Origin of the sequence: Arthrobacter sp. P2b, assembly GCF_900168295.1 — a bacterium.
Lineage (GTDB): Bacteria > Actinomycetota > Actinomycetes > Actinomycetales > Micrococcaceae > Arthrobacter.
In genome coordinates this window covers 146,333-170,980 of record NZ_FVZL01000006.1, presented here as the reverse complement: position 1 = coordinate 170,980, position 24,648 = coordinate 146,333, and the positions used below count along the sequence as shown (strand labels likewise).

At 64.7% G+C, this 24,648-nt stretch carries 22 protein-coding genes; 17 read left to right on the top strand and 5 right to left on the bottom strand.

Annotated elements, in window-relative coordinates; genetic code table 11:
• Window positions 1-173: 173 nt before the first annotated feature.
• The 6 genes from B5520_RS12370 to B5520_RS12345 all read left to right on the top strand — a co-directional run bounded on the left by B5520_RS12370 (window position 174) and on the right by B5520_RS12345 (window position 5,963).
• Window positions 174-1,274, top strand: coding sequence for an ABC transporter ATP-binding protein (locus B5520_RS12370; RefSeq protein WP_079597357.1), 1,101 nt, complete (start codon window positions 174-176; stop codon window positions 1,272-1,274).
• On the top strand, window positions 1,274-2,005 hold the full coding sequence (locus B5520_RS12365) for an ABC transporter permease (protein ID WP_079597356.1): 732 nt from the start codon (window positions 1,274-1,276) through the stop codon (window positions 2,003-2,005). Before B5520_RS12370 ends, B5520_RS12365 begins: the two co-directional genes overlap by 1 nt.
• On the top strand, window positions 2,002-2,745 hold the full coding sequence (locus B5520_RS12360) for an ABC transporter permease (protein WP_079597355.1): 744 nt from the start codon (window positions 2,002-2,004) through the stop codon (window positions 2,743-2,745). Before B5520_RS12365 ends, B5520_RS12360 begins: the two co-directional genes overlap by 4 nt.
• Entirely contained in the window at window positions 2,742-3,701 is a 960-nt protein-coding gene (locus B5520_RS12355) for an ABC transporter substrate-binding protein (protein ID WP_079597354.1), read from the top strand. Before B5520_RS12360 ends, B5520_RS12355 begins: the two co-directional genes overlap by 4 nt.
• 134 nt (window positions 3,702-3,835) lie before the next feature.
• On the top strand, window positions 3,836-5,056 hold the full coding sequence (locus B5520_RS12350) for a pyridoxal phosphate-dependent aminotransferase (protein ID WP_079597353.1): 1,221 nt from the start codon (window positions 3,836-3,838) through the stop codon (window positions 5,054-5,056).
• A gap of 52 nt (window positions 5,057-5,108) precedes the next feature.
• A complete protein-coding gene (locus B5520_RS12345; protein WP_079597352.1) occupies window positions 5,109-5,963 on the top strand; it encodes a polyphosphate kinase 2 family protein in 855 nt (284 codons plus the stop codon).
• 60 nt (window positions 5,964-6,023) lie between these two features.
• Here the strand turns inward: B5520_RS12345 and B5520_RS12340 are convergent, their stop codons facing one another.
• Both B5520_RS12340 and xseA read right to left on the bottom strand, forming a co-directional pair.
• Window positions 6,024-6,242, bottom strand: coding sequence for an exodeoxyribonuclease VII small subunit (locus B5520_RS12340; RefSeq protein ID WP_079597351.1), 219 nt, complete (start codon window positions 6,240-6,242; stop codon window positions 6,024-6,026).
• Window positions 6,239-7,576 (bottom strand): exodeoxyribonuclease VII large subunit, encoded by a 1,338-nt coding sequence (gene xseA, locus B5520_RS12335; protein ID WP_079597350.1) that lies wholly within the window; start codon window positions 7,574-7,576, stop codon window positions 6,239-6,241. Before xseA ends, B5520_RS12340 begins: the two co-directional genes overlap by 4 nt.
• A 162-nt stretch (window positions 7,577-7,738) precedes the next feature.
• Here xseA and B5520_RS12330 point away from each other — a divergent pair, with 162 nt between their 5' ends.
• Window positions 7,739-8,590 (top strand): hypothetical protein, encoded by an 852-nt coding sequence (locus tag B5520_RS12330; protein WP_079597349.1) that lies wholly within the window; start codon window positions 7,739-7,741, stop codon window positions 8,588-8,590.
• Between the two features lie 9 nt (window positions 8,591-8,599).
• Window positions 8,600-9,679: a 4-hydroxy-3-methylbut-2-enyl diphosphate reductase gene (locus tag B5520_RS12325; RefSeq protein WP_079597348.1), complete on the top strand. Its 1,080-nt coding sequence runs from the start codon at window positions 8,600-8,602 to the stop codon at window positions 9,677-9,679.
• A gap of 57 nt (window positions 9,680-9,736) precedes the next feature.
• Here the strand turns inward: B5520_RS12325 and B5520_RS12320 are convergent, their stop codons facing one another.
• On the bottom strand, window positions 9,737-10,963 hold the full coding sequence (locus B5520_RS12320; protein WP_079597347.1) for a DNA recombination protein RmuC: 1,227 nt from the start codon (window positions 10,961-10,963) through the stop codon (window positions 9,737-9,739).
• A 90-nt stretch (window positions 10,964-11,053) separates the two neighbouring features.
• Between B5520_RS12320 and ychF the strand changes: the two genes are divergently transcribed.
• The 6 genes from ychF to B5520_RS12290 all read left to right on the top strand — a co-directional run bounded on the left by ychF (window position 11,054) and on the right by B5520_RS12290 (window position 19,687).
• On the top strand, window positions 11,054-12,139 hold the full coding sequence (ychF, locus tag B5520_RS12315) for a redox-regulated ATPase YchF (RefSeq protein ID WP_079597431.1): 1,086 nt from the start codon (window positions 11,054-11,056) through the stop codon (window positions 12,137-12,139).
• A gap of 104 nt (window positions 12,140-12,243) precedes the next feature.
• On the top strand, window positions 12,244-14,010 hold the full coding sequence (locus B5520_RS12310) for an ABC transporter family substrate-binding protein (protein ID WP_079597346.1): 1,767 nt from the start codon (window positions 12,244-12,246) through the stop codon (window positions 14,008-14,010).
• A 286-nt stretch (window positions 14,011-14,296) separates the two neighbouring features.
• A complete protein-coding gene (locus B5520_RS12305) occupies window positions 14,297-15,982 on the top strand; it encodes a peptide ABC transporter substrate-binding protein (RefSeq protein WP_079597345.1) in 1,686 nt (561 codons plus the stop codon).
• A gap of 123 nt (window positions 15,983-16,105) precedes the next feature.
• On the top strand, window positions 16,106-17,035 hold the full coding sequence (locus tag B5520_RS12300) for an ABC transporter permease (RefSeq protein ID WP_079597344.1): 930 nt from the start codon (window positions 16,106-16,108) through the stop codon (window positions 17,033-17,035).
• On the top strand, window positions 17,025-17,969 hold the full coding sequence (locus tag B5520_RS12295; RefSeq protein ID WP_079597343.1) for an ABC transporter permease: 945 nt from the start codon (window positions 17,025-17,027) through the stop codon (window positions 17,967-17,969). The genes B5520_RS12300 and B5520_RS12295 overlap by 11 nt, the downstream gene beginning before the upstream one ends.
• An 11-nt stretch (window positions 17,970-17,980) precedes the next feature.
• Window positions 17,981-19,687, top strand: coding sequence for a dipeptide ABC transporter ATP-binding protein (locus B5520_RS12290; RefSeq protein ID WP_079597342.1), 1,707 nt, complete (start codon window positions 17,981-17,983; stop codon window positions 19,685-19,687).
• An 82-nt stretch (window positions 19,688-19,769) separates the two neighbouring features.
• On the opposite strand, the gene B5520_RS12285 is transcribed toward B5520_RS12290, so the two are convergent.
• On the bottom strand, window positions 19,770-20,642 hold the full coding sequence (locus B5520_RS12285; RefSeq protein ID WP_079597341.1) for an SGNH/GDSL hydrolase family protein: 873 nt from the start codon (window positions 20,640-20,642) through the stop codon (window positions 19,770-19,772).
• A 283-nt stretch (window positions 20,643-20,925) separates the two neighbouring features.
• Between B5520_RS12285 and typA the strand changes: the two genes are divergently transcribed.
• Window positions 20,926-22,854: a translational GTPase TypA gene (gene typA / locus B5520_RS12280; RefSeq protein WP_079597340.1), complete on the top strand. Its 1,929-nt coding sequence runs from the start codon at window positions 20,926-20,928 to the stop codon at window positions 22,852-22,854.
• Between the two features lie 228 nt (window positions 22,855-23,082).
• Window positions 23,083-23,892: a hypothetical protein gene (locus B5520_RS22425; protein ID WP_139386241.1), complete on the top strand. Its 810-nt coding sequence runs from the start codon at window positions 23,083-23,085 to the stop codon at window positions 23,890-23,892.
• Between the two features lie 49 nt (window positions 23,893-23,941).
• Here B5520_RS22425 and B5520_RS12270 read toward each other — a convergent pair whose 3' ends face one another.
• Window positions 23,942-24,181: a putative acetyltransferase gene (locus B5520_RS12270; RefSeq protein WP_079597338.1), complete on the bottom strand. Its 240-nt coding sequence runs from the start codon at window positions 24,179-24,181 to the stop codon at window positions 23,942-23,944.
• A gap of 137 nt (window positions 24,182-24,318) precedes the next feature.
• Here B5520_RS12270 and fdxA point away from each other — a divergent pair, with 137 nt between their 5' ends.
• Window positions 24,319-24,645 carry a ferredoxin gene (gene fdxA, locus B5520_RS12265; protein ID WP_009356972.1) on the top strand — a complete coding sequence of 109 codons (327 nt, stop codon included), beginning with the start codon at window positions 24,319-24,321 and terminating at the stop codon, window positions 24,643-24,645.
• Window positions 24,646-24,648 lie beyond the last annotated feature (3 nt).

The window sequence follows — 24,648 nt, the reverse complement described above, 5'->3', positions numbered from 1 at the left end:
CCCATCCGGGCCGCCCGCGGCTCCGAATGGTCACAGTAGGGATTCCTTTGCCCGGAATTGGTGCCGCTGCTGGTGATGGCGGCCCAGGATTGGGCTACCGTAACTATCAGCGTGCTGATGACAATGTGGCGGTGCTTCCCGCGCCGTCCGAGCAGAACAGGTAAGTCCGCACCATGGACCAGGCGATGATCGAGTTTCAGAGCGTGACCAAGCAGTACCAGGGCGGGCAGCCGGCCGTGGATGACCTCTCCATGTCCATTGGGAAGGGCTCCATCACGGTCTTTGTAGGGCCCTCCGGCTGCGGCAAGACAACCTCGCTGCGCATGATCAACCGGATGGTTGAACCCACGTCCGGCACCATCACTGTTGGGGGCAAGGACGTCACCTCGGTGCCGGCAGCAGAGCTGCGGCGGTCCATGGGATATGTGATGCAGTCCGCCGGATTGCTGCCGCACCGCTCGGTGGTGGACAACATCGCCACCGTCCCCCGCCTGAACGGCGTATCAAAGTCCGATGCCCGCAGACGGGCTGAGGAACTCCTGGACGTGGTGGGGCTGGCCCGCCATCTGGGCAAGCGGTACCCGGCACAACTTTCCGGCGGGCAGCAGCAGCGTGTGGGCGTCGCGCGCGCCCTCGCCGCGGATCCACCCGTCCTCCTCATGGACGAGCCCTTCAGTGCTGTGGACCCTGTGGTCCGCGACGAACTCCAGCAGGAACTGTTGCGGCTGCAGAAGGACCTCGCCAAGACCATCGTCTTCGTTACTCATGACATCGATGAGGCCACCGTCCTGGGGGACAAAGTTGCTGTCTTCGCGGTCGGCGGACGGCTCGCCCAGTACGCCACGCCGGAGGAGATCCTGCGTGCACCGGCCAACGACTTTGTGGCCTCCTTCGTGGGGCGCGACCGCGGTTTCCGCCACCTCGGGTTCACCCCGTCCGACGGCGTCACGCTCCACCCGGTGCCGACCGTCGTCCGCGGTCCCTCCGGCCACGAATCCGACCCCGCAGCCGCCGGCGGCTGGCAGCTTGTGGTGGATGCGGACATGCGCCCCCTGGGCTGGGCGACACCGGGCACCGACACCGGCCTGATCCCCGGCGGCTCGCTGTTCCGGCCGGGCGAGAGCCTGCGCCGGGCGCTGGATGCAGCCCTGTCATCGCCGTCGGGCCTTGGCGTGGCGGTCGATTCCGAGGGCAAAGTCCTGGGCGTGGTCCGCGGCGGCGAAGTCCTGGCCCTGATTGAAGAGGCACGCCAGATACGGCAGGCTGCTCTCTGATGGAGTGGTTCCTGGCCAACAGCGGCATGGTCCTGGAACGCGCGGGCCAGCACATGCTGCTCGCCCTTGTTCCCATGGTTTTGGGGCTGCTGATCTCCATCCCTTTGGCACAGCTCGCACGGCAGAACCGCACGCTCCGCTCGGTGGTGCTGACGGCCTCCTCGCTCCTGTACACCATCCCGTCCCTGGCGTTGTTCATCATCCTGCCCACCATCCTCGGCACCCGGATCCTGGACCCGCTGAACGTGGTGGTGGCACTGACCATCTACGCCGTCGCACTGCTGGTCCGTGCAGCCCTGGACGCCTTCGACTCCGTAAGTGAGGATGTCAGCCAGGCTGCGGTCGCCATGGGGTACAGGCCGCTGGCACGGTTCCTGCAGGTGGATCTGCCGCTGTCCCTGCCTGTCCTGTTCGCCGGCCTCCGGGTGGTGTCCGTCAGCAACATCTCCCTGGTCAGCGTGGCAGCCCTGCTGGGCATCGGGAACCTGGGCATGCTCTTTACGTCCGGCCTGCAGCGGGATTTTGTTACCGAAATTGTGGTGGGGATCATCGCCATCCTGGTCCTGGCACTGCTGATGGACGCCCTCCTGGTCCTCTTGGAGCGGATCCTCACGCCGTGGGAGAGCGCCGGGAAGCGGCGCACACCGCAACCGGTCGGCGGCAACGCACCAGGGGAAGCTTCCGCCGCCCGTCGTCTTTCCGCACCGAAAACGGGAGGCGGCAACGCATGAGCGTCTTCACCGACACCTTCGCATGGCTCGCCGACCCGGAGCACTGGACCGGCAGCGCCGGCATTCCCTCCCGGCTCGCGGAGCACCTGCAGTACACCGGCCTGGTCATGCTCATTGCCGCCGCAATCGCCGTCCCCATTGGCCTGTACGTCGGCCACACCGGCCGGGGGAGGGTGGCCATCGTTGCCCTCGCGGGGGCCCTGCGCGCCCTGCCCACCCTCGGGTTGCTGACGCTCTTCGTCCTGCTTGCCGGCATCGGCCTGATGCCCCCGGTCTGGGCACTTGTCATCCTCACCGTACCGCCGCTCCTCGCGGGCACCTATGCCGGAATTTCGAGCGTGGACCGCAACGTGGTGGACGCCGCCCGGGCCATGGGAATGACCGAACTCCAGGTCCTGTTCCGCGCTGAGTTGCCCAACGCGCTGACCGTGATGTTCGGCGGCTTCCGCACCGGCGTGCTGCAGGTCATCGCCACCGTCTCCGTCGTTGCCTACATCAACCTGGGCGGCCTTGGCCGCTACCTCTTCGACGGCCTTGTCCTCAGCGACTTCCCGCAGATGCTGGGAGGTTCCCTGCTGATCGCAGCCCTGGCCATCGCCGTCGACCTCGTGCTGTCCCTCTTCCAGAGGCTCTTCCTCGCATCGGGAGCCTCGAAGCAGTCACGCCGCAGCCAGCAGGCTGCGGTCGATCTCACAGACCCCGTAATCGCGGAGGCTGTTGTACAAGGAGGTAAGTCATGAATGAAAGCCGTCCCCAACTCTTCGGCAGGCGGGCCCTGGGCGGGCTGGCCGCCGGGCTCGGCGTGGCACTGGCGCTGTCCGCCTGCGGTGGTTCCGATCCCCTGAGCAATCCGCCGGCCACCAGCGCAGGCGGCTCCGGCGAGGCAACGTCCCTCGTGGTGGGCTCGGCGGACTTCCCGGAAAGCCAGATCGTCGCCGAACTGTACGCCGGGGCGCTGACCGCGGCAGGACTGACGGCCACCACCAAGCCGAATATCGGCTCCCGTGAGGTGTACTTCAAGGCTGTCCAGGACGGTTCGGTGGATGTGGTTCCGGACTACACCGGAAACCTGCTGCTCCACGTGGACAAGGAAGCCACCGAGGAATCGGCGGACGACATCGCCGGTGCGTTGCCGGACAAGCTGCCCGACGGCCTTGCGGTTGCGGAAGCTTCCAAGGCGGAGAACAAGGACGCCATGGTTGTCACCAAGGCAACGGCGGAGAAGTACCAGCTGAAGTCCATCGAGGACCTGGCCAAGGTCTGCAGTGAGATTGTGGTGGGTGCTCCGGCAACGTTTGCTGAACGTGCCTACGGGCTGCCTGGCCTGAAGGAGAACTACAACTGCGAGCCCAAGAAGCTGGAGCCCTTCAGCGACGGCGGCGGTCCGGTGACCCTCAAGGCGTTGCTGGAAGACCAGGTCCAGGTGGCGGACATCTACACCACCACCCCGTCCATCGCGGACAACGACCTGGTGGTCCTGGAGGATCCCAAGAACAACTTCATCGCCCAGCAGGTGATCCCGCTGTACAACGAGGCCAAGATGACGGACAAGGCGAAGGAAGCCCTGAACTCGGTGTCCAGGATCCTCACCACAGAGGATCTGATCAACCTCAACCGTGCGGTCAGCGGCAGCCAGAAGCAGGGTGCCAAGGAAGCAGCCGAAGCCTGGCTGAAGGAAAAGGGCATTCTGAAGTAGAACGCCCGCCACGGCGCTGTATTTAGGTGATGACGACGGCGGCTGCCGGACTTCGAAAAGTCCGGCAGCCGCCGTCGTGCGTGTGTGGGCGAGGTCTCACGGGTGACACATCCTTCCTGTGGCATATTTGAGGGATGGCAGAATTCAGGCAGTCCACGAAGCTCAACAACGTCCTTTACGACATTCGTGGACCGATCCTCCAGGCGGCCCAGCAGATGGAGGCAGAGGGGCACCGGATCCTCAAACTGAACATCGGCAACCCCGCGCCGTTTGGGTTCGAAGCGCCGGACGCCATCCTGGTGGACATGATCCGCCACCTGCCCCACGCCCAGGGCTACAGCGATTCGCGGGGCATCTTTTCCGCCCGGACTGCCGTCTCGCAGTACTACCAGACCCGCGGCATCCAAAACATCCACGTGGACGACATCTACCTGGGGAACGGCGTCAGTGAACTCATCACGATGTCCCTGATGGCCCTGCTTGACGACGGCGACGAAGTCCTGATCCCCACCCCCGACTACCCGCTGTGGACGGCCTCGGTGGCGTTGGCCAGCGGAAAGCCGGTGCACTACCTCTGCGACGAGGACTCCGGCTGGCAGCCCGACCTGGAAGACCTCGAAGCCAAGATCACGCCGCGGACCAAGGGCATCGTGGTGATCAACCCCAACAACCCCACCGGCGCCGTGTACCCCGAAGAGACGCTGAAGCGCATCGTGGCCCTTGCCGAGAAACATGGCCTGGTGCTCTTCGCTGACGAGATCTACGAAAAGATCCTCTACGAGGATGCGGTCCACGTGAACCTGGCCAAACTGACCGGTGACCACGTTCTCTGCCTGACCTTCAGTGGACTGTCGAAGGCATACCGGGTGTGCGGTTACCGCGCCGGATGGATGGCCATCTCGGGACCCAAGAAGGACGCGGCCGACTACCTGGAGGGCATCAGCCTGCTGGCCAACATGCGACTGTGCGCCAACGTACCGGCCCAGCACGCCATCCAGACCGCACTGGGCGGGTACCAGAGCATCAACGACCTGATCCTGCCCGGCGGCCGCCTCCTGGAACAGCGCAACAAGGCCTACGACATGCTGAACGCCATCCCCGGTGTCAGCACCCAGCAGGCACGCGGCGCCCTGTACCTCTTCCCGAAGCTTGACCCTGAGGTCTACCACATCCGCGATGACGAGAAATTCGTCCTGGACCTCCTCAGGGAGCAGAAAATCCTGGTATCCCACGGCCGGGCCTTCAACTGGGTCCGTCCGGACCACTTCCGCATGGTCACGCTGCCCAACGTCAAGGACATCGAAGAGGCAGTGGGCCGGATGGGGGACTTCCTGAGCAGGTATCAGGGGAACTAGCCTTTGCTCACGGGCGCTTGAGTCCCGTGGCACTTCGCGGAAAGGAATTCCCATGGCCGGCGTCATTCGCTTCGATCAGCATCCTTCTGAAACCCTTCGGGTAGGGGACGGGTTCTCCTTGTCCGGCGTCGATCCGGATTCCACCCCGGGCTACAGCGGCTCCAAGGAGGACGGCAGGCTGCTGCTGGCCGACATGGACGACGAGCTCACCGAACTGCAGGAAAAGCTGTTCGCCGAGTCCCGTTTTGGCGGCCGCAAGCGGATCCTGCTGATCCTCCAGGCCATGGATACCGCCGGCAAGGGCGGGATCGTCAAGCACGTCATGGCCGCCATGGATCCGCAGGGCGTCCAGTTCAAGGCCTTTAAGGCGCCCACGGACGAGGAGAAGTCCTATGACTTTCTCTGGCGGATCGAGAAGGAAGTGCCGGCGGCCGGCATGGTGGGGGTCTTCGACCGTTCCCACTATGAGGACGTCCTGATCCACCGGGTGCACGGTTGGGCCAGCCCCGACGAGATCAAGCGCCGCTACGTGGCCATCAACGAATTCGAGACGCGCCTCACCGACTCGGGGACCAAAGTGGTGAAGGTGATGCTCTACATCAGCGGCGAGGAGCAGAAGGCCAGGCTGCTGGCCCGGCTGGACAATCCCGCCAAGCACTGGAAGTACAACCGGGGCGACCTCGACGAGCGCGCCTTCTGGGAGGACTACATGAATGCCTACCAGGACGCCATTGACGAGACCAGCACCAGGGATGCGCCATGGCACGTGGTTCCGGCCAACAAGAAGTGGTACGCCCGGATCGCCGTGCAGCAGCTGCTGCTGGGTGCCCTTGCCGAACTGAACCTGGAATGGCCCAAGGCCGAGTTTGACGTCTCCACCGAGCGGGAGCTGATTCTTCGGTCCTGAACCCTGCCGGCTGGTTACGGGAACCGGGCTGGTTCCGCGTTACCCGGCATGGCTTCCCGTTTACAGCGGCTGGTCGCGGGCGGCAGCCAGCCGCTTCCGTGCCCCCTCGAGCCACTCCTCGCAGCGTGCGGCCAGGGCTTCACCGCGTTCCCACAGCGCCAGCGACTCTTCGAGGCTGGCGCCTCCGGCCTCGAGCCTGCCCACGACGGCGATGAGCCGCTCACGGGCCTCCTCGTAGCTCAGGCCTGCGGTGCCGGCGTCCGGCTTTTGCTCACTCATGCGGTTCTCCCGTTGTTCGGATTGTCCTGGCCAGAATCAGTGGATGCGCCTGCGCCGGTGGAGGTTGCACCGAAGCGGCCCTCCGCCACCCTGATGGACAGCGGCGAACCGGCCGGCGCATCAGCCGGGCGGCGGACCACTGCGTGCCCGGCGACCGCTGCCGGTCCTGCCTGCTGCCCGGCGAGTTCGACGACGGCGTACCCCCGGTCCAGCGTCTTCTGCGGCGACAGCGCGCGCACCTGTGCCTTGAGGTGTTCCAGCTGATCGGCGGCGCGTACCACCGTGGAGTTCACGGCAGCGGAAGACCGCCTCAGCAGCCGCTCAATTTCCTCGCTGCGGACGGTCACCAGTGCCTCCGGTGACGCCAGGACCGGCCGGGAATGAAGCGACGCGAGCCGGTCCGTTTCACGGTCCACCATGCGCTCCATGCAGCGCCTCAGCTGTTCCCGCGCCTGCCGGACGCCCGCCAGTTCCTCGGAAACCTCCGGAACGATACGCTTCGCGGCGTCGGTGGGGGTGGACGCCCGCAAATCTGCAACGTCGTCCAGCAGCGGCCGGTCGGCCTCGTGCCCGATGGCACTCACCACAGGCGTGGCTGCTGCCGCCACAGCACGGACCAGCTCCTCGCTGTTGAAGGGCAACAGGTCTTCAAGTGCGCCTCCGCCGCGGGCGATGACAATGACGTCCACCACGGGATGCGCGTCGAGCTCCCGCAGGGCGCGGACAATCTGGGACACTGCAGTGTTTCCCTGGACAGCCACTTCACGGATTTCGAACTCCACCGCAGGCCAACGCAGGGCAGCGTTCCGCAGGACGTCCTTCTTGGCGTCGGAATCCCGGCCAGTAATAAGGCCGATGCGGTGTGGCAACAGGGGGAGTGGCTTCTTGCGGGAATCGGCGAAAATTCCCTCCGCGGACAAGGCCTGCCGGAGCCTCTCAATCCGGGCCAGGAGGTCACCCAGGCCCACCGGCCGGATGTCCCTGACCAGCATGTTCAACCGTCCGGTCTTAATCCAGAACTCGGGCTTCAACAGGGCCACCACGCGTGATCCGCGTTCCAGGGGCAGATTCTGGCGCTCCAGTACTTTGGTCCAGACCGAAGCCGGCAGGGACACTTCGGCATCAACATCCCGCAGCGTCAGGTAGGCGTTGGTACCGCGGCGGTTCAGTTCAATGACCTGGCCTTCCACCCACGCCGAGGGTGTCCTGTCGATGTGGGCCTTGAGCTTTTGCGAGAGCAACTGAAGCGGCCACGGGTTGTCCGGGGTGGTTTCAGCAGCGGTGGCGGGCAGTGTGGAGGGCGCGGTGCCGGGAAGGGAAGCCTGGTCAGACATGCAAACGCCCTTGCGGGGCTGGAGCTGCGGGCATGGGGTCCTTCGTCTGTTGTGCGGCGGTTATTCAACCTTATCCATAAGCTGTAGCACGCGGGACTGACAGCGCCCGGCCAGGATCCTTGCCTAGGATGGGTCTACCGCCATCAACCCGAAGGATCTGCTGTGCGCACTTTCGTTTCCGCCGTCGCCACCGTGCTGGGTGTCCTGCTGGCCGCTGTTGCTGTTCCGGCCATCTGGCTTGACCGAAGCATCGTCCAGGAGGACGGCTTCGTGGGGCTGGCGGCGCCCCTGGGAAGAAACGCCGAATTCCAGCAGCAGCTGGCCGCTGCGGCCGTGGGAACCATCGACACCAGCGCAGTTCCGGGGTTCCTGTCCGATCTGGTCCAGCCAGTGCTGGAGGATGCGGCCACGTCGCTGTCCGGGCTCCCGGGATACCCCGCCGCCTGGGAGGAAACATTGCGCAAAAGCCACCGCCTCAGCTTCCCGGAGGCCGCGGCGGAGCCAGACCCATCCGGGTCCGTCTCCTCGCTGACTCTTGACGTGGCCCCGCTGGTGGCGCTGGGTGCCGGGGAAATTTCCCGGGCAACCGGCCTTCCGCTCGATCCGCCGGGGGAAACCCTGATCAACGTTGGCCAGCCCGAACAACGGGAGTGGACCGAGCGGCTGGCCACTTATGCCCCCATGGGCTACATGCTCGCCGTCGGTTCAGGCATCGCCTTCCTCCTGGCCCTCGTGGCGGCACGACGGCGTTGGACCGTGCTGGTGGGCGCCGGAATTGGCGGGCTGCTGCTTGCAGGTCTTTGGGCGGTGGGCGCGCAGGTGGGTGCGGCCCAGGCACTGGCCGCGGACACCGGAAATGAGGTTGCCAACATGTTCCGGGATGAGTTCGTGGCCGCAGCCAACACTGACTTCGCGGCATGGACGGCGGGCGCGGCCATCACCGGCGGGCTGCTGCTACTGCTGGGCATTGTGGCCGGAATCTCATCGCGAAGGCGGCCGCGGGCAACCCGGTAGCATGGAGAAATGACCTCCTCAGCTGTTTCCCTTTCGATGCCCACCATCCCGCGTAGGCGCCGCTCCCCTGAGGAAGTAGCAGCGGCAGCCCCCGTCGCAGGAACCAAGAGAGTGCTGCTGGCCGCTCCGCGCGGCTATTGCGCCGGTGTTGACCGCGCGGTGATCGCCGTTGAGAAGGCGCTGGAACACTATGGTCCTCCGGTGTACGTGCGGAAGCAGATTGTGCACAACGTCCACGTGGTCACGTCCCTGGAGGAAAAAGGCGCAATCTTCGTGGACGAGACCGACGAAGTGCCCGAGGGTGCCCTGGTCATCTTTTCCGCCCACGGCGTTTCTCCAGCCGTGGTGGAATCAGCCGAGGAACGGGGACTGCGCACCATCGATGCCACCTGCCCGCTGGTGACCAAGGTCCACAAGGAGGCAGTCCGGTTCGCCAAGGACGACTTCGACATCCTCCTCATCGGCCACGACGGCCATGAAGAAGTCGAAGGGACAGCAGGCGAAGCGCCGGAGCACATCCAGATCATCAACGGCCCCCACGAGGTGGACAAGGTCACGGTCCGCGATCCCGAAAAGGTCATCTGGCTTTCGCAGACCACCCTGAGTGTTGACGAGACCATGGAGACCGTACGGCTGCTCAAGGAGCGGTTCCCTACCCTCCAGGATCCCCCCAGCGACGACATCTGCTACGCCACCACCAACCGGCAGGTGGCCATCAAGAAGATCTCGCCCCAGGCGGACCTGGTAATCGTGGTTGGCTCGGCGAACTCGTCCAACTCCGTCAGGCTCGTGGAGGTGGCCCTTGAATACGGGGCCAAGGCTTCCTACCGGGTGGACTTCGCCAACGAGGTGGACGAAGCCTGGTTCGAAGGCGTGGCCACCGTGGGCGTGACGTCCGGGGCATCGGTGCCGGAGGTGCTGGTGCAGGACGTGCTCCGGCTGCTGGCCGATTACGGTTACGGCACCGTCGAGGAAGTGGTCACAGCGGAGGAAGACCTTCTCTTCTCGCTGCCCAAGGAGCTCCGCGCGACCCTGAAGCAGGCCGGTGACGTCAGCCGCGCGCTCGGCGGGCGCAGGCCGCGCAGCTGACGCCGTCCGCCGCCGGGTTCACCCCGGCAGCGGCGCCCCCGTCTTGGATGTATCGTCCTAGGCGGCTGCCTCGTCGTGCTGGAGTTCCGGAGCGGCGAGGGCGCGTGGCGTGACCTCCACGGCCGGCGGGGCGGTCAAACCTGACTCTTCGAGTGTGTTCAGCTTCCGGGCCGTGGGAAGGACCCGTGCTTCCAGCGTGCCGACCATGGCGTTGTAGCGGTCCACCGAGGTTTTCAGCGATGATCCCAGCTTGGTGACGTTCTCGCCCAGTGTTCCCATGCGGTCGTAGAGCTGCCTCGCCAGGTCGAACAGTTCCCGGGCGCTGTCCGTCAGCACGTCCTGCCGCCACGTGAAGGCGACCGATTTCAGGACGGCCAGCAGGGTGCTGGGTGAGGCCAGGACCACGTTCCTCGATAGGGCGTGGTCCAGGAGTTCCGCGTCCGCCGTCAGCGCCGCGGCCAGGATGGACTCGGCCGGGATGAAGCAGATCACCAGTTCGGGGGAGTTGCCGGGGATATCCCAGTACCTCTTGTTGCTGAGCGAGTCCACGTGGGCCCGGAGCGCCTTCGCGTGCGCTGCCAGCAGCGATTGCTGGTTTCGGCGGTCGATTGCGGTGGTCATGCCCTGCTGCCCGTGCCGGGCGTCGGCCGCTCCCAGTTCCTGGGCCTCCAGATAGGACGACAACGGAACCTTGGCATCAACCACCAGCTGCTTGTCGCCGGGGAGCTGGACCACAAGGTCGGGGCGGACCGCCGAATCACCACCGGCGCTGTGGACCTGTTCCACGAAATCCACGTGCCGCAGCATCCCGGAGGCTTCCACCACGCGCCGCAGCTGCACCTCGCCCCACTGGCCGCGTGCACTGTTGGAGCGCAGGGCGGACTCAAGTGCGTGCGTGGACCTGATCAGCTGTTCGTCCGAGAGCCTGGCTTCCTGGAGCTGCTGCGCAAGCTGGCCGTACTGTTCCACCCGGTCGCGCTCCAGCAGCGCCACCTGCTGCTGCACCGCGGAGAGCTTCTCCGCAACGGGTGCAAGGGCACGGAGCACACTACCGTCCTGCGTCCGTGCCTCGCCCAGCTCCCGGTTCTGTGCGGCCAAAAGCCGGCGCTCGGCGTCGGCCGCGGCGAATTGGGCGCTGACTTCGGACAGCCGGGACGAGACGGCGTCGAAATCCGCCTCAAGGGCATGCGAGTTCTTCCGCAGTGCAAAATACGTGGCTGCAGCACCGGCTAAGGCACCCAGAAGCAGCATGAACAAGGCAAGAATCAACGCAAAAACATCCATGCCCTCACTGTTGCATGGGGCTCTGACAATCCGGGGCAATGACATCCGCCGGTACAGGCCGCGGGTGCCCTGCGGGTAGAATCAATGCTCGTGGCTCTTACTATTGGCATCGTCGGACTGCCCAACGTCGGCAAATCAACTCTCTTCAACGCGCTTACCCGCAACCAGGTCCTGGCCGCGAACTATCCGTTCGCCACCATCGAACCGAACGTGGGCGTCGTGAACCTGCCGGACCCGCGGCTGGACAAGCTGGCCGGCATCTTCGGATCGCAGCGCGTGCTTCCGGCCGCGGTCTCCTTCGTGGACATCGCCGGCATCGTCAAGGGCGCATCCGAGGGGGAAGGGCTGGGCAACCAGTTCCTGGCCAATATCCGCGAGGCCGAAGCCATCGCCGAAGTGGTGCGGGTGTTCGACGACCCCGACGTGATCCACGTTGACGGCAAGGTGGACCCCCGCTCGGACATGGAAACCATCAACACCGAGCTGATCCTCGCCGACCTGCAGACCATCGAGAAGGCTATTCCCCGGATCGAAAAAGAGGTCAAGATCAAGAAGCGGGAAGCTGCCGAGCTTGCCGCCATCAAGGCTGCCCAGGCGGTGCTGGAACGCGGCGACACCATCTACTCGTCCATCAAGAGCGATAAGCTGGAGATGGAGCACCTCAAGGAGCTCAGCCTGCTCACGGCCAAGCCCTTTATCTACGTGTTCAACGCGGACGAAGGAATCCTGGGCAGCCCGGAAAAGCAGGAGGAACTGCGGGCCATGGTGGCCCCGGCTGACTGCATCTTCCTTGACGCCAAGCTCGAATCCGACCTCGTGGAACTGGACGAGGAAGAAGCCCGCGAAATGCTGGAGATGAACGGCCAGGACGAGTCAGGGCTGGACCAGCTGGCACGCGTCGGGTTCCACACCCTTGGGCTGCAGACCTACCTCACCGCAGGGCCAAAGGAAGCACGCGCCTGGACCATCCACCAGGGCGACACGGCTCCCCAGGCCGCCGGCGTGATCCACTCCGATTTCCAGCGCGGCTTCATCAAGGCCGAGGTGGTGTCCTTCGAAGACCTCGTGGATGCAGGCTCCATGGCTGAAGCAAAGTCCCGCGGCAAGGTCCGGATCGAAGGCAAGGAATACGTCATGGCTGACGGCGACGTGGTGGAGTTCCGCTTCAACGTCTGAGCCGATTCGCCGCCGGACTGGGCGGACACCTTATCCTGACTATGGAGGGCGTGATCCTGGCGACTCCAGGTCCCCCTCCCGGAGGGAAAATACGAGGAGGCGGCATGCCGGTCAGGCGTCTGATGCACTACATCACCGCGGCGGTGGCGGCTGCGCTGGTTCTTTCCGGCTGCTCCGGCGCTGGCGGCAGTACCCCCGTTGTGGTGGGGGAGGCCAAGCGGGGCGGCGTCGCCAATGTTGCCGAGGTCAACGCGTTCTCGTCCTTCAACCCTTACAGCGCCGACGGCAACACCGACATCAACTCCAAGGTCGGGTACATCACCCACTCCGGGTTCTATTACCTGGATGACAGCGCCGCGGTGCTGCGCAACGACAAGTTCGGGCGGTTCGAGAAGGTCTCCGACGAGCCGTTGAAGGTGAAGTACACCGTTAATGAGGGCGTCAAATGGTCCGACGGTGAAGCGATCGACGCCGGGGACCTGCTCCTGAGCTGGGCGGCCGGTTCAGGTTATTTTGACGATGCCGATCCCATGACGGGAGCAGGGACCAAGTACTTCTCCGTCGCCTCGGACACCGGCGGCCTGGCAGGCACGGTCTTGCCCGAACTCGGGGACGACCGGCGGTCCATCACCTTGGAGTACGCCACGCCGTACGCCGACTGGGAAGTCGCGTTCGACGTCGGGCTGCCGGCGCACGTCGTTGCCGCGAAGAGCGGGCTGAATGATGAAGAGGACCTGATTGACCTGATCCGGGACTCACCCCGGGGCGACCCCGAAAAGCCCGCCGTCAACGCTGAGCTGAAGAGGGTGGCCGATTTCTGGAACTCCGGCTTCGACACGAAGTCCCTCCCCGATGATCCGGCCCTTTACCTCTCCAGCGGCCCCTACATTGTGAGAGACATTGTTCCGGAGGTTTCCATGAGGCTCGTCCGCAACCGCGATTACGTCTGGGGAGCCGAACCCTGGCTCGATGAAATCACCATCCGTTTCACGGGTGCCCTCCCTGCTGCGGTTGACGCCCTCCGGAACGGTCAGGTGGACATCATCTCGCCGCAGCCGTCCGCCGGCACGGAGGATCTTTTCGCTGGCCTCGCCGAGCAGGGCAACACCCTGGAGCGGTACAACCAGTCCGGCTACGACCACCTGGACCTCATTTTCTCCGGCCCCTTTGCCCAGGAAGACGTCCGCGAGGCTTTCCTGAAGACAGTTCCACGCCAGGCGATCGTTGACGCCGTCGTGGGAGACCTGGTTCCCGACGCCAAACCGCTCGATTCCCACGTCTTCCTTCCGGCGCAGCCTAAATACCCGGACACGGTGAAGAACAACGGATCTTCCGACTTCGCTGAGGTGGACATCGAGGCTGCCAGGGCGCTCCTGGACGGCGACACCCCCACGGTCAGAATCCTGTACAACAGGGACAATCCCAACCGCGCCGAAGCCTTTGCCCTGATCAGGGACTCGGCGGCCCAGGCCGGGTTCCAAGTGGTCGACGGCGGGCAAAGCAGTGCGGACTGGGCAAAGTCCCTGGGCGGGTCGGGTTATGACGCTGCGCTGCTGGGCTGGATCGGGACCGGGGCCGGAGTCAGCCGGGTTCCCCAGATCTTCCGCACCGGCTCGGGCAGCAACTTTAACGGATTTTCCGACGCCGACGCGGACAAGGCCATGGAACAGTTGGCCCGGACCACGGACCTTGGCAAACAGGACGAACTACTTGCTGAGATCGACCGACGCATCTGGGAGAACGCCTACGGACTCCCGCTGTACCAAACCATTGGCACCACCGCATTCGGCCCCCGGATCACCGGAGTGAAATCGAGCTCCGGACCCCTCGGAGTCTGGTGGAACGTGTGGGAGTGGCGCCTGGCCTCCTAGTGGCTTGTGCTTCCAGCAGCACCCTGCAGGGGGCCTTGTGGGACTCGCCACGCCCGATTCGCCGTCGGAGCTACCGGCGAGTAGCATGTGACTTGCACAACTTCCGTTCACCGGCTATCACGTCGGAGTGACCCGGTCACGGTTTGGCAACGGAGTACCAGTATCTGGACTTCGTGCGGTTAGGCTACTCGTTATATGTAAGTTGCGTCACAGTAAAACGCTGTGCCGGGCTTACGGGGAAGCACAAGATTCCCCTCGATATCTCCCACAACTCATAGGAGGCGGAATGCGTTTCACGCGCACTTCCAAAGCACTGGGCATCGTGGCAATTGCCGCGCTGGCCCTGACCGGGTGCGGCGCTGGAGGCGGCACCACCGAAGGGGGCGGCGACACCGCCGGCGATCCCAACAAGGTCATCACCGCCTACAGCAACGAACCACAGAACCCGTTGCTGCCGGCCGCAACCAACGAAGTCTACGGCGGCCGGGTGGTGGAGCTGCTGTTTGAAGGACTTCGGACGTACGACGCCTCAGGCAAGCCGGTCGAAGCCCTGGCGGAATCCATTGAATCCGCGGACGCCCAGAACTGGACCATCAAGGTCAAGCAGGGCCAGAAGTTCACCAACGGCGAGGAAATCACTGCCAAGACGTTTGTTGATTCCTGGAACTTCGCCGCGAACTCGAAGAACCTGCAGATCAACAGCTTCTTCTTTGAGTCAATTGCCGGGTACGAGGAAGTTTCCGCCGTCACCGAGGAAACCAGTGCTGACGGCAAAAAGACCACCACTCCTGCACCCACGGCCGAAACCATGTCCGGCCTGGTTGCCACCGATGATTCCACCATCACGGTGAAGCTTGCGCAGCCGGAGGCTGACTGGTCGCTGCGCCTTGGCTACTCCGCCTTCTTCCCGCTTCCTTCCGCGGCACTGGCCGACCCGAAGGCCTTCGGCGAGAATCCGGTGGGCAACGGCCCGTACAAGATGGAAAAAGAGGGTGCCTGGGTCCACGACCAGTCCATCTCCCTGGTCAAGAACCCTGACTACACCGGTCCCCGCGAGGCGAAGAACGGTGGCGTGAACTTCAAGTTCTACACCGATCCGGGCCCGGCCTACACCGACCTGCAGTCCGACAACCTGGATGTCACGGATGTTCTCCCGTCCAACGCACTGAAGACCTACACCACGGACTTCCCGGACCGCAACGCCACCAAGGCGACTGCCACCAACTCCACCTTGAACATCCCGGGCTACAACCCGAACTTCCAGGGTGAAGCAGGCAAGCTCCGCCGCCAGGCACTCTCCTACGCCATCAACCGCGAAGAAATCTGCAAGGTGATCTTCAACGGAACCCGCACCCCGGCAAAGGCCTTCGTCCCGCCGGTTATCGAAGGGTTTGAAGAAGGGATCAAGGGCAGCGAAGTTCTTACGTTCGACGCCGCCAAGGCGAAGGACCTGTGGGAACAGGCTGAAAAGATCCAGCCGTACGACGACTCCAAGCCGCTCCAGATTGCCTCCAACACCGATGGTGGCAACAAGGAATGGATCGACGCCGTAGCCAACGGCTTCAAGAACAACCTCGGCATCGAGGCTGAAATCCAGCCCTTCGCCAAGTTCGCCGAAGTGCTGAACCTGCGCAAGTCCCAGGAGCTCCCGGGCCTGACCCGCGCCGGCTGGCAGGGTGACTACCCGTCGCTGTACAACTTCCTGGGACCGATCTGGGCCACGAACGCCTCTTCCAACTACGAGAAGTACACGAACCCCGAGTTCGACAAGCTCCTCCAGGAAGGCCTCGCCGCCAAGTCCACGGACGAGGCCAACGCGAAGTTCAACCAGGCACAGGAGATCCTCTTTGAGGACCTTCCGGGTCTGCCGCTCTGGGACCAGGCACGCGCCATTGTCTGGAGCAACAACGTTGTGAAGGCCGAGACCGGCTGGAACGGCGGCATCCGCTACTTCGACATCACGGCAAAGTAGTCCCAGATCTAACTTGCCGCCAGGCAGATGGGGGTCCGGTCACGGCCGGGCCCCCATTGGCTTGCAACGGCAGGAAGGCACCCATGAACCTGTTTACTTCCCATCCGGAAGGTTGGTGATCCCGTGGTCCGCTTTATCCTGCGCCGACTGCTCCAGGTGATCCCCGTCTTCATCGGCACCACGCTTCTGGTCTATTACATGGTGTTCGCCCTGCCCGGCGACCCCATCGCGGCGCTCTTCGGCGACCGGCAGCCACCGCAAGCCGTCATCGATACCCTGCGCAGCCAGTACCACCTGGACGAGCCGTTCTGGGTCCAGTACGGCCTCTTCCTGCAGAACCTCTTCACCTCCAACCTCGGCAACGACTTCACCGGCCAGCCCATATCGGCAAGCCTGGCGCGTGTCTTTCCCGTGACTGCGATGCTGGCCATAGAAGCCCTGGCCATCCAGGCCATTTTCGGCGTTGCCTTCGGCGTTTTTGCCGGGCTGCGCCGCGGCGGCTGGTTCGACTCCACCGTCCTGGTGGCGTCCCTCGTGGTCATCGCCGTCCCCACGTTCGTCCTTGGCTTCGTATTCCAGCTCGTCTTCGGTGTCCAGCTCGGGTGGGCCAAGCCCACCGTTGGTGCCAACGCCGACTGGGGCAGCCTGCTGCTGCCGGCGGTGGTCCTGGGCCTCGTATCCTTTGCGTACGTGCTTCGCCTGACCCGCGCTTCTGTCAGCGAAAACATGAACGCCGACTACGTCCGGACCGCAACGGCGAAGGGCCTGTCCCGGCCGCGGGTGGTCCTGGCGCACATCCTGCGCAACTCGCTGATTCCGGTGGTGACCTATCTGGGCGCCAACCTTGGCGGACTGATGGGCGGCGCGATCGTGACCGAAGGCATTTTCAACGTGCCGGGCGTCGGCAACAAGCTCTACCAGGCCGTCCTCCGCAGCGAGGGACCCACCATCGTTTCCATCGTCAGCGTTCTGGTGCTGGTGTTCGTGGTGGCCAACCTGCTCGTCGATCTCCTGTACGCCTGGCTTGACCCGAGGATCCGCTATGACCAGTAACAACAGCCACTTCGTGGCGCCCATTGACGAAACCCCGCTGCTGGCAACGGACGCGGTCAAGACTGACCAGGCACCGCTTAGCCTGTGGTCCGACGCATGGCGCAAGCTCCGCCGTCGTCCGCTGTTCATCATCTCGGCGCTGCTCATCCTTGCCCTCACCGTGGTGGCACTGTTCCCCGGACTCTTCACCTCGGTAGCTCCGAATGCCGGCTGCGAACTGGCCAACTCGGAAGGCGGACCCACCGCCGGCCATCCGTTTGGCTTCACGTTCCAGGGCTGCGACGTCTACTCACGCGTGATCCACGGCACCCAGGCATCCATGTCCGTGGGTGTGCTCTCGGTGCTGTGCGTGCTGGTGATTGGAGTGACCATTGGTGCACTTGCCGGCTACTACGGTGGCTGGATCGATTCAGTGCTCGCCCGCCTCGGTGATATCTTCTTCGCCCTTCCGCTGATCCTGGGCGCGCTGGTCATCACGCAGCTGCCCCTGTTCCGCGAGAACAAGAGTGTGTGGACAGTGGTGTTTGTCATCTCGCTCCTGGCGTGGCCCCAGATGGCGCGGATTACCCGTGGCGCCGTGATCGAAGTGCGCAACGCGGATTTCGTCACCGCTGCCCGTGCGCTGGGCGTCTCCAAATTCGGGGCGCTGGTGCGGCACGTGTTGCCAAATGCCCTCGCCCCGATCATCGTGCTGGCCACCCTGGAACTGGGTGTCTTCATCGTGGCCGAGGCAACCCTGTCCTTCCTGGGTATCGGCCTGCCGCAGAGCATCATGTCCTGGGGCAATGACATCGCCGGTGCGCAGGCGTCCATCAGGACCAGCCCGGAGATCATGCTGTACCCCGCTGCTGCACTGTCCATCACGGTGTTGAGCTTCATCATGCTGGGCGACGCGGTCCGTGACGCCCTCGACCCCAAGAGCCGTCAGCGATGAGAGATAAAGAGATGACAACTCCAGAAGTCCGCATCGATGAAGCCGGCACCACCGGCGTCAGGCCGCTGCTGGAAATCCGCGACCTCGCCATCACGTTCAAGACCGGCGGCGGCGACGTCCAGGCGGTCCGCAATGCTCACCTGAGCATCATGCCCGGCGAAACGGTGGCGATTGTGGGGGAGTCCGGCTCCGGTAAATCCACCACTGCGCTCGCGGCCATCGGACTGCTTCCCAACAACGGCAGGGTGTCCGGCGGGCAGATCCTGCTCGACGGCGAGGACATCGCCCACGCCAGCGAGCAGCGCATGATCGAACTGCGCGGAAACACCATCGGCATGGTGCCCCAGGACCCCATGTCCAACCTGAACCCGGTGTGGAAGATCGGCTACCAGGTCCGGGAAACCCTGCGTGCCAACGGGCGGCCCAGCGGACCGGAGGACATCGCCCGGGTGCTGTCCGAGGCGGGCCTGCCGGACGCCAAACGCCGTGCCAACCAGTACCCGCATGAGTTCTCGGGCGGCATGCGCCAGCGTGCCCTGATCGCCATCGGCCTTTCGTGCCAGCCGCGGCTGCTCATCGCCGATGAGCCGACGTCGGCCCTGGACGTGACGGTGCAGCGGCAGATCCTGGACCACCTGGACACCATGACCACCGACCTGGGCACCTCGGTGCTGCTCATCACCCACGACCTTGGGCTGGCAGCAGAACGCGCCGACAAGGTGGTGGTGATGTACCAGGGCCGGGTGGTGGAGGCAGGACCGTCGCTGGAACTGCTGCGAAACCCGCAGCACCCCTACACCAGGAGGCTTGTCGAGTCGGCACCGTCCCTGGCAAGCCGGCGCATCCAGGCCGCCAAGGAACAGGGTGTGGAGACGGCGGACCTGCTGGCTCCCGCTGCCGAGACTGCCGTCGCGGATAACGTCCTGCAGATCCAGGACCTGCGGAAGGTGTACAAGCTCCGCCAAGGCTTCGGGAAGGCGACGGACTTCGCGGCGGTGGACGGCGTGAGCTTTGACGTCCAGCGTGGAACCACGACGGCGATTGTGGGGGAGTCCGGTTCGGGCAAGTCCACGGTGGCCAAGATGGTGCTCCAGCTTGAGAAGCCCACGGACGGCAGGATCCTGTTCGATGGCGTGGACACCTCGCTGCTCAAGTCGCAGGAACTGTTCAAATTCCGGCGGCGCGTGCAGCCGATTTTCCAGGATCCGTACGGCTCCCTGGACCCGATGTACAACATCTTCCGCACCATCGAAGAGCCCTTGCGGGTCCACAAGATCGGCAACCAGGCGAGCCGGGAGAAGAAGGTCCGGGAACTGCTGGACCAGGTGGCGCTGCCGCAGTCCGCCATGCAGCGGTACCCGAACGAGCTCTCCGGCGGGCAGCGGCAGCGTGTTGCCATTGCCCGGGCGCTGGCACTGGATCCCGAGGTGATCATCTGTGACGAGGCGGTGTCCGCTTTGGACGTGCTGGTCCAGGCACAGGTCCTCAACCTGCTGGCCGATCTCCAGGCGAACCTTGGGCTGACCTATCTCTTCATCACGCACGACCTTGCGGTGGTCCGGCAGATTGCGGACCATGTGTGTGTCATGGAGAAGGGGCGCCTGGTGGAGACCGGCTCCACGGATGACGTCTTCGAATCACCACGGCAGGAGTACACAAAGGCGCTGCTCAACGCCATCCCCGGCGCCAAGCTGATGCTTCCGCCCGAAGTGGCGTAGCAGCACTTATAGAAACGAACGGCTGGAGCCGGAGCCCATGGGCCCGGCTCCAGCCGTTTTCGTATGTGGCGCTGTTTGCCGCCTAATCCTGGACTGCACCTGTGGCGCCCGTACCCGCGGCCAGCAGCGGTGCGGTGTCAGGCGTAGCCTTTCGGTCCAGGCCAAGTTCACGCAGCCGGCGCTCCAGCAGCGCTCCAAGCGACTGGCGGCCCGCGGCATTCATGTGGACTGCGTCGGCGAGATCCTTGGCCAGGCCGTACCGGGTGAGCCAGTCGCCCACTGACACAAAGGGCAGCCCGTGGGCCGCCGCCACCGAGCCGAGCAAGGCGTCAACCTCACTGCGGCGCCCCCCGCCGTGGTCCGCGCCGCGTGCCAACGTGCCGATCATCGCCATCCGGGTGCCGGGGTAGCGGGCCTGAAGTTCAGCGATCAGCTTTTCCGCGTTACCGGTGATCTGCCGGTCAGTTGCCCCGGTGGCGGCGTCATTGCCGCCGCCCTGGATGACGATCAGGGCCGGAGTTCCCGAAGGTAGCAGCCAGTCCCCTTCCAGGAGGGCATCCACATAGTTGCCGGTGCTGCCGTTGGAGGAGACGAATCCGGTGCCGCCGCGCCCGCAGAAGTAGACCTTGTACCCCGCTGCCGCAAGTGCCTGGCGGGGCCAGCCGTCGGCCGGTTCGGACTGCGAGTCCCCAATCAGGAGGACTGTTCTGGTGATCTCGGGGAGAACCGCTTCCAGCCGGCCATTAGCCGGATTCCGGACCTTGGCACCGGCAGCCACCGCGGCGGGCTGCCCGCCGTCCTGCGGATGGCCCGCAGCGGCGGCCGCCGGCGCGGAGGACATCCCGGGGGAGTAGGCGGCGATGCCGCATCCGGACAAGGCCATTAGGGAAGACACTGCCAGAGCGGCCGCGGCCCGGGATGCGCCAATGCGGGTGCGGGCCGAGGCCTTTGTCATGTGGTGTCTCCGGGCTTGCGTTATGCGGCGTACGTGATGCGTCAGAGCAATCATGTGGCATGCCGGCCTGATAGGCCAGTGATTTTCATCACTATTTTTCGGCGTGGCGCTGGCCCTGCGCGTGCACTCTGTACCCCGGCCGCCAGAAATTTAGGCCAATAAATGCCACTGCCGGTAGACTGGGGGAAGGTGCCCTGTGCTAAGGGCCTTGTCCGTCGTGCGTTCCAGTTGGAAATGTCGCGATACAACAGCTGACTTTCACCACTGAATCGAGCCATTACGCATGTCTGAAACCACCACCAACACCGCGGTAGCCACTGCATCACGCAGTGACCTCCGCAACGTCGCGATTGTGGCCCACGTTGACCACGGCAAGACCACGCTGGTCGACGCCATGCTCAAGCAGACCAACTCCTTTGCCGAGCACAACCACCTCGAAGACCGCGTGATGGACTCCGGTGACCTGGAGCGCGAAAAGGGCATCACCATCCTGGCCAAGAACACCACGGTGGCCTACAACGGTCCGTCCTCCAACGGCGAGACCATCACCATCAACGTTATTGACACCCCAGGCCACGCTGACTTCGGTGGCGAGGTGGAGCGCGGCCTGTCCATGGTGGACGGCGTCGTGCTGCTGGTTGACTCTTCCGAGGGCCCGCTGCCCCAGACCCGCTTCGTGCTGCGCAAGGCCCTTGCAGCGCACCTGCCGGTCATCCTCCTGGTGAACAAGACCGACCGTCCCGACGCCCGCATCGACGAAGTGGTGCACGAGTCCATGGACCTGCTCCTGGGCCTGGCCTCCGACCTTGCGGACGAAGTTCCGGACCTTGACCTGGACAAGGTCCTTGAAGTTCCCGTTGTGTACGCGGCGGCCAAGGTTGGCCGCGCGTCCCTGGAGCAGCCGGCCAACGGCTCCGCCCCGGACAATGAGGACCTTGAGCCGCTGTTCAAGACCATCATCGAGCACATCCCGGCCCCCACCTACAACCCGGAAGGTGTCCTGCAGGCGCACGTCACCAACCTGGATGCCTCCCCGTTCCTGGGCCGCCTCGCGCTGCTCCGCATCTACAACGGCACCCTGCGCAAGGGCCAGCAGGTTGCCTGGGCCCGTGCCAACGGCGAGCTCAAGACCGTGAAGATCACCGAGCTCCTCGCCACCAAGGCACTGGACCGCGTTCCTGCCGAGTCCGCGGGACCTGGTGAGATCGTCGCCGTCGCCGGCATCGAGGACATCACCATTGGCGAAACCCTCACGGACGTCGAGAACCCGCAGCCGCTGCCGCTGATCACCGTGGACGATCCCGCCATCTCCATGACCATCGGTATCAACACCTCCCCGCTGGCCGGCAAGGTCAAGGGCGCCAAGGTTACCGCCCGCCAGGTGAAGGACCGCCTGGACAAGGAACTGATCGGTAACGTCTCCATCAAGGTGCTCCCCACCGAGCGTCCCGACGCCTGGGAAGTCCAGGGCCGTGGCGAGCTCGCGCTGGCCATCCTCGTTGAGCAGATGCGCCGCGAAGGCTTCGAGCTGACCGTGGGCAAGCCGCAGGTTGTCACCAAGACCATCGACGGCAAGATCCACGAGCCGATGGAACACATGACCATCGACGTGCCCGAAGAATACCTCGGTGCCGTCACGCAGCTGATGGCCGCACGCAAGGGCCGCATGACCAACATGGCCAACCACGGTACCGGCTGGTGCCGCATGGAGTTCATCGTTCCGGCCCGTGGCCTGATCGGGTTCCGCACCAAGTTCCTCACGGACACCCGCGGCGCAGGCATCGCGGCGTCCATCTCCGAAGGCTACGAGCCGTGGGCAGGCCCCATCGAGTACCGCACCAACGGCTCGATGATTGCCGACCGCGCCGGTGTTGTGACCCCGTTCGCCATGATCAACCTGCAGGAGCGCGGCTCGTTCTTCGTCAAGCCCACCTCCGAGGTTTACGAGGGCATGATCGTGGGCGAGAACTCCCGCGCCGACGACATGGACGTCAACATCACCAAGGAAAAGAAGCTCACCAACATGCGTGCCGCTTCCTCCGACACCTTCGAGAACCTGACGCCGCCGCGCGACCTGACCCTCGAAGAGTCCCTCGAATTCGCCCGCGAGGACGAGTGCGTCGAGGTGACCCCGGAAGCCATCCGCATCCGCAAGGTCATCCTGGACACCAACGAGCGTGCCAAGGCCAACCGCGCCCGCGCCAAGGCCTAGTTCCTCAGGACCTCTTTGAAAGCTGCCGGTACGGCAGGCGGGATTCCCGCCGTCGTGCCGGCAGCTTTTGTTTTGCCATGTTTGTACCGGGCTGCGCAGTGAAGTCCGGGTTCGGGCCGCAGCAGCAGTCCCAGCGCACCGAGTCCCGGCGTCTCCGCGCCCGGACGTTGTCCACATGCCTTCTGTCCCTGCTGTACTCGGGAACCCGGTCACGGGGATCATGCAGTCATGCGAACAGTTTCTGATGCCCTGGCCGGGCTGGGCGGAGTTGCGGGCGTCGACTCACTGAGGCAGGCCGGCGTCACCCGCCGGACACTCGAAGCCGGCCTGTTGGATGCATCCGTTCAAAGAGTGGCCAGGGGTGTCTATGCGCTGCCCGGCGCGGATCCCTTTTTAGTCCACGCCGGTCGCCATCATGCGGTGCCTGGCTGCGTGACGGCCGCCCTAGCAGCAGGGCTGTGGGTCGTACGAAGGCCCGTCGAGCCGCATCTGGCCGCTCGCCACGGCAGGCACATCAACGGTTGCGTGGTGCATCGAAGCCACCTGCCACTGACGCACCTGGACATCGTGGGCCAATCGCTGCGATGCCTGCCGCCGCTCGAGGGCCTGACTATCGCAGAATCGGCGGTCAAACAGGGCCTGGTTCAACTTTCGGAACTGCGCGGCCGGTTTCCAGCGGCACGGGAAAAGGCTTTGCTGGGGCTGGTGGCAAGAATCCGGCCCCAGTCCGGCTCCATCATCGAGACCATGGCCCGGTACCTGCTGGAAGAAGCCGGCCTGACAGTCGAGCTCCAGGTCAACATTCCCGGAATGGGACACCTTGACCTCCTCGTTGACGGCTTGCTGGGCATCGAGACGGACGGGTATGCCCATCACAGCAGCCGGCAGGCGTACAGGGAGGACCGGCGGCGGTGGAACATCACTGTTGTCCGGGGCGTTCCCACGCTCCGCGTAACGTTCGAGATGCTGGTCGGCGAGCCCGGGGAGTTCGTGCGGATGGTTCACCAAGCTCTTGCCGCGTACCGGCGGGCGCACTGAAGCCCGGGTTCGGTGCGCGGCGGCAGTCCCAGCGCAGTGACGGCGCGCTTTACTGTGCCGCGGGTCTGCGGCGCTCCGGCGCCGGCGGGACCTGCTTGGCCGCCACCACAAGGTCAAGGGGAATGACGACGTCGGCCTGCCGGGTGCGGACGGTGCACGCACCGGCGTCGCACGAGACCAGGTGGCCGAGCGCATCGGTCAGACCGTCCTCGATTCGGTACCGCACCACCACCCGTGTTCCGGGTGCGGCGGCGGAAAGGAACCCTGCGGGGGTAGGGGGCTGACTCACCAGTTCATACTAGGCGGCCCGGCTAGGTTCGCGGGAACGGCCTGGGAGATAATAGGCTCAGATGTCAAGAGTCCGGCCAGAGCTGCCGGATGCAAGAACCGGCGGGTTGCCGGAACCAACGTGGAGAGGCCAGGGACGTGACGTACGTAATCGCGCAGCCGTGTGTAGATGTCAAGGACAAGGCATGTATCGAGGAATGCCCCGTCGACTGCATCTATGAAGGTGAGCGTTCGCTGTACATCCATCCGGACGAATGCGTCGACTGCGGCGCCTGCGAGCCCGTTTGCCCGGTCGAGGCCATTTACTACGAGGATGACACCCCCGACGAGTGGGCCGACTACTACAAGGCCAACGTGGAGTTCTTCGACGACCTCGGTTCACCCGGCGGCGCCGCCAAGATCGGCAACACCGGCAAGGACCACCCGATGATCGCCGCGCTGCCCCCGCAGAACCAAGACCACTGACGC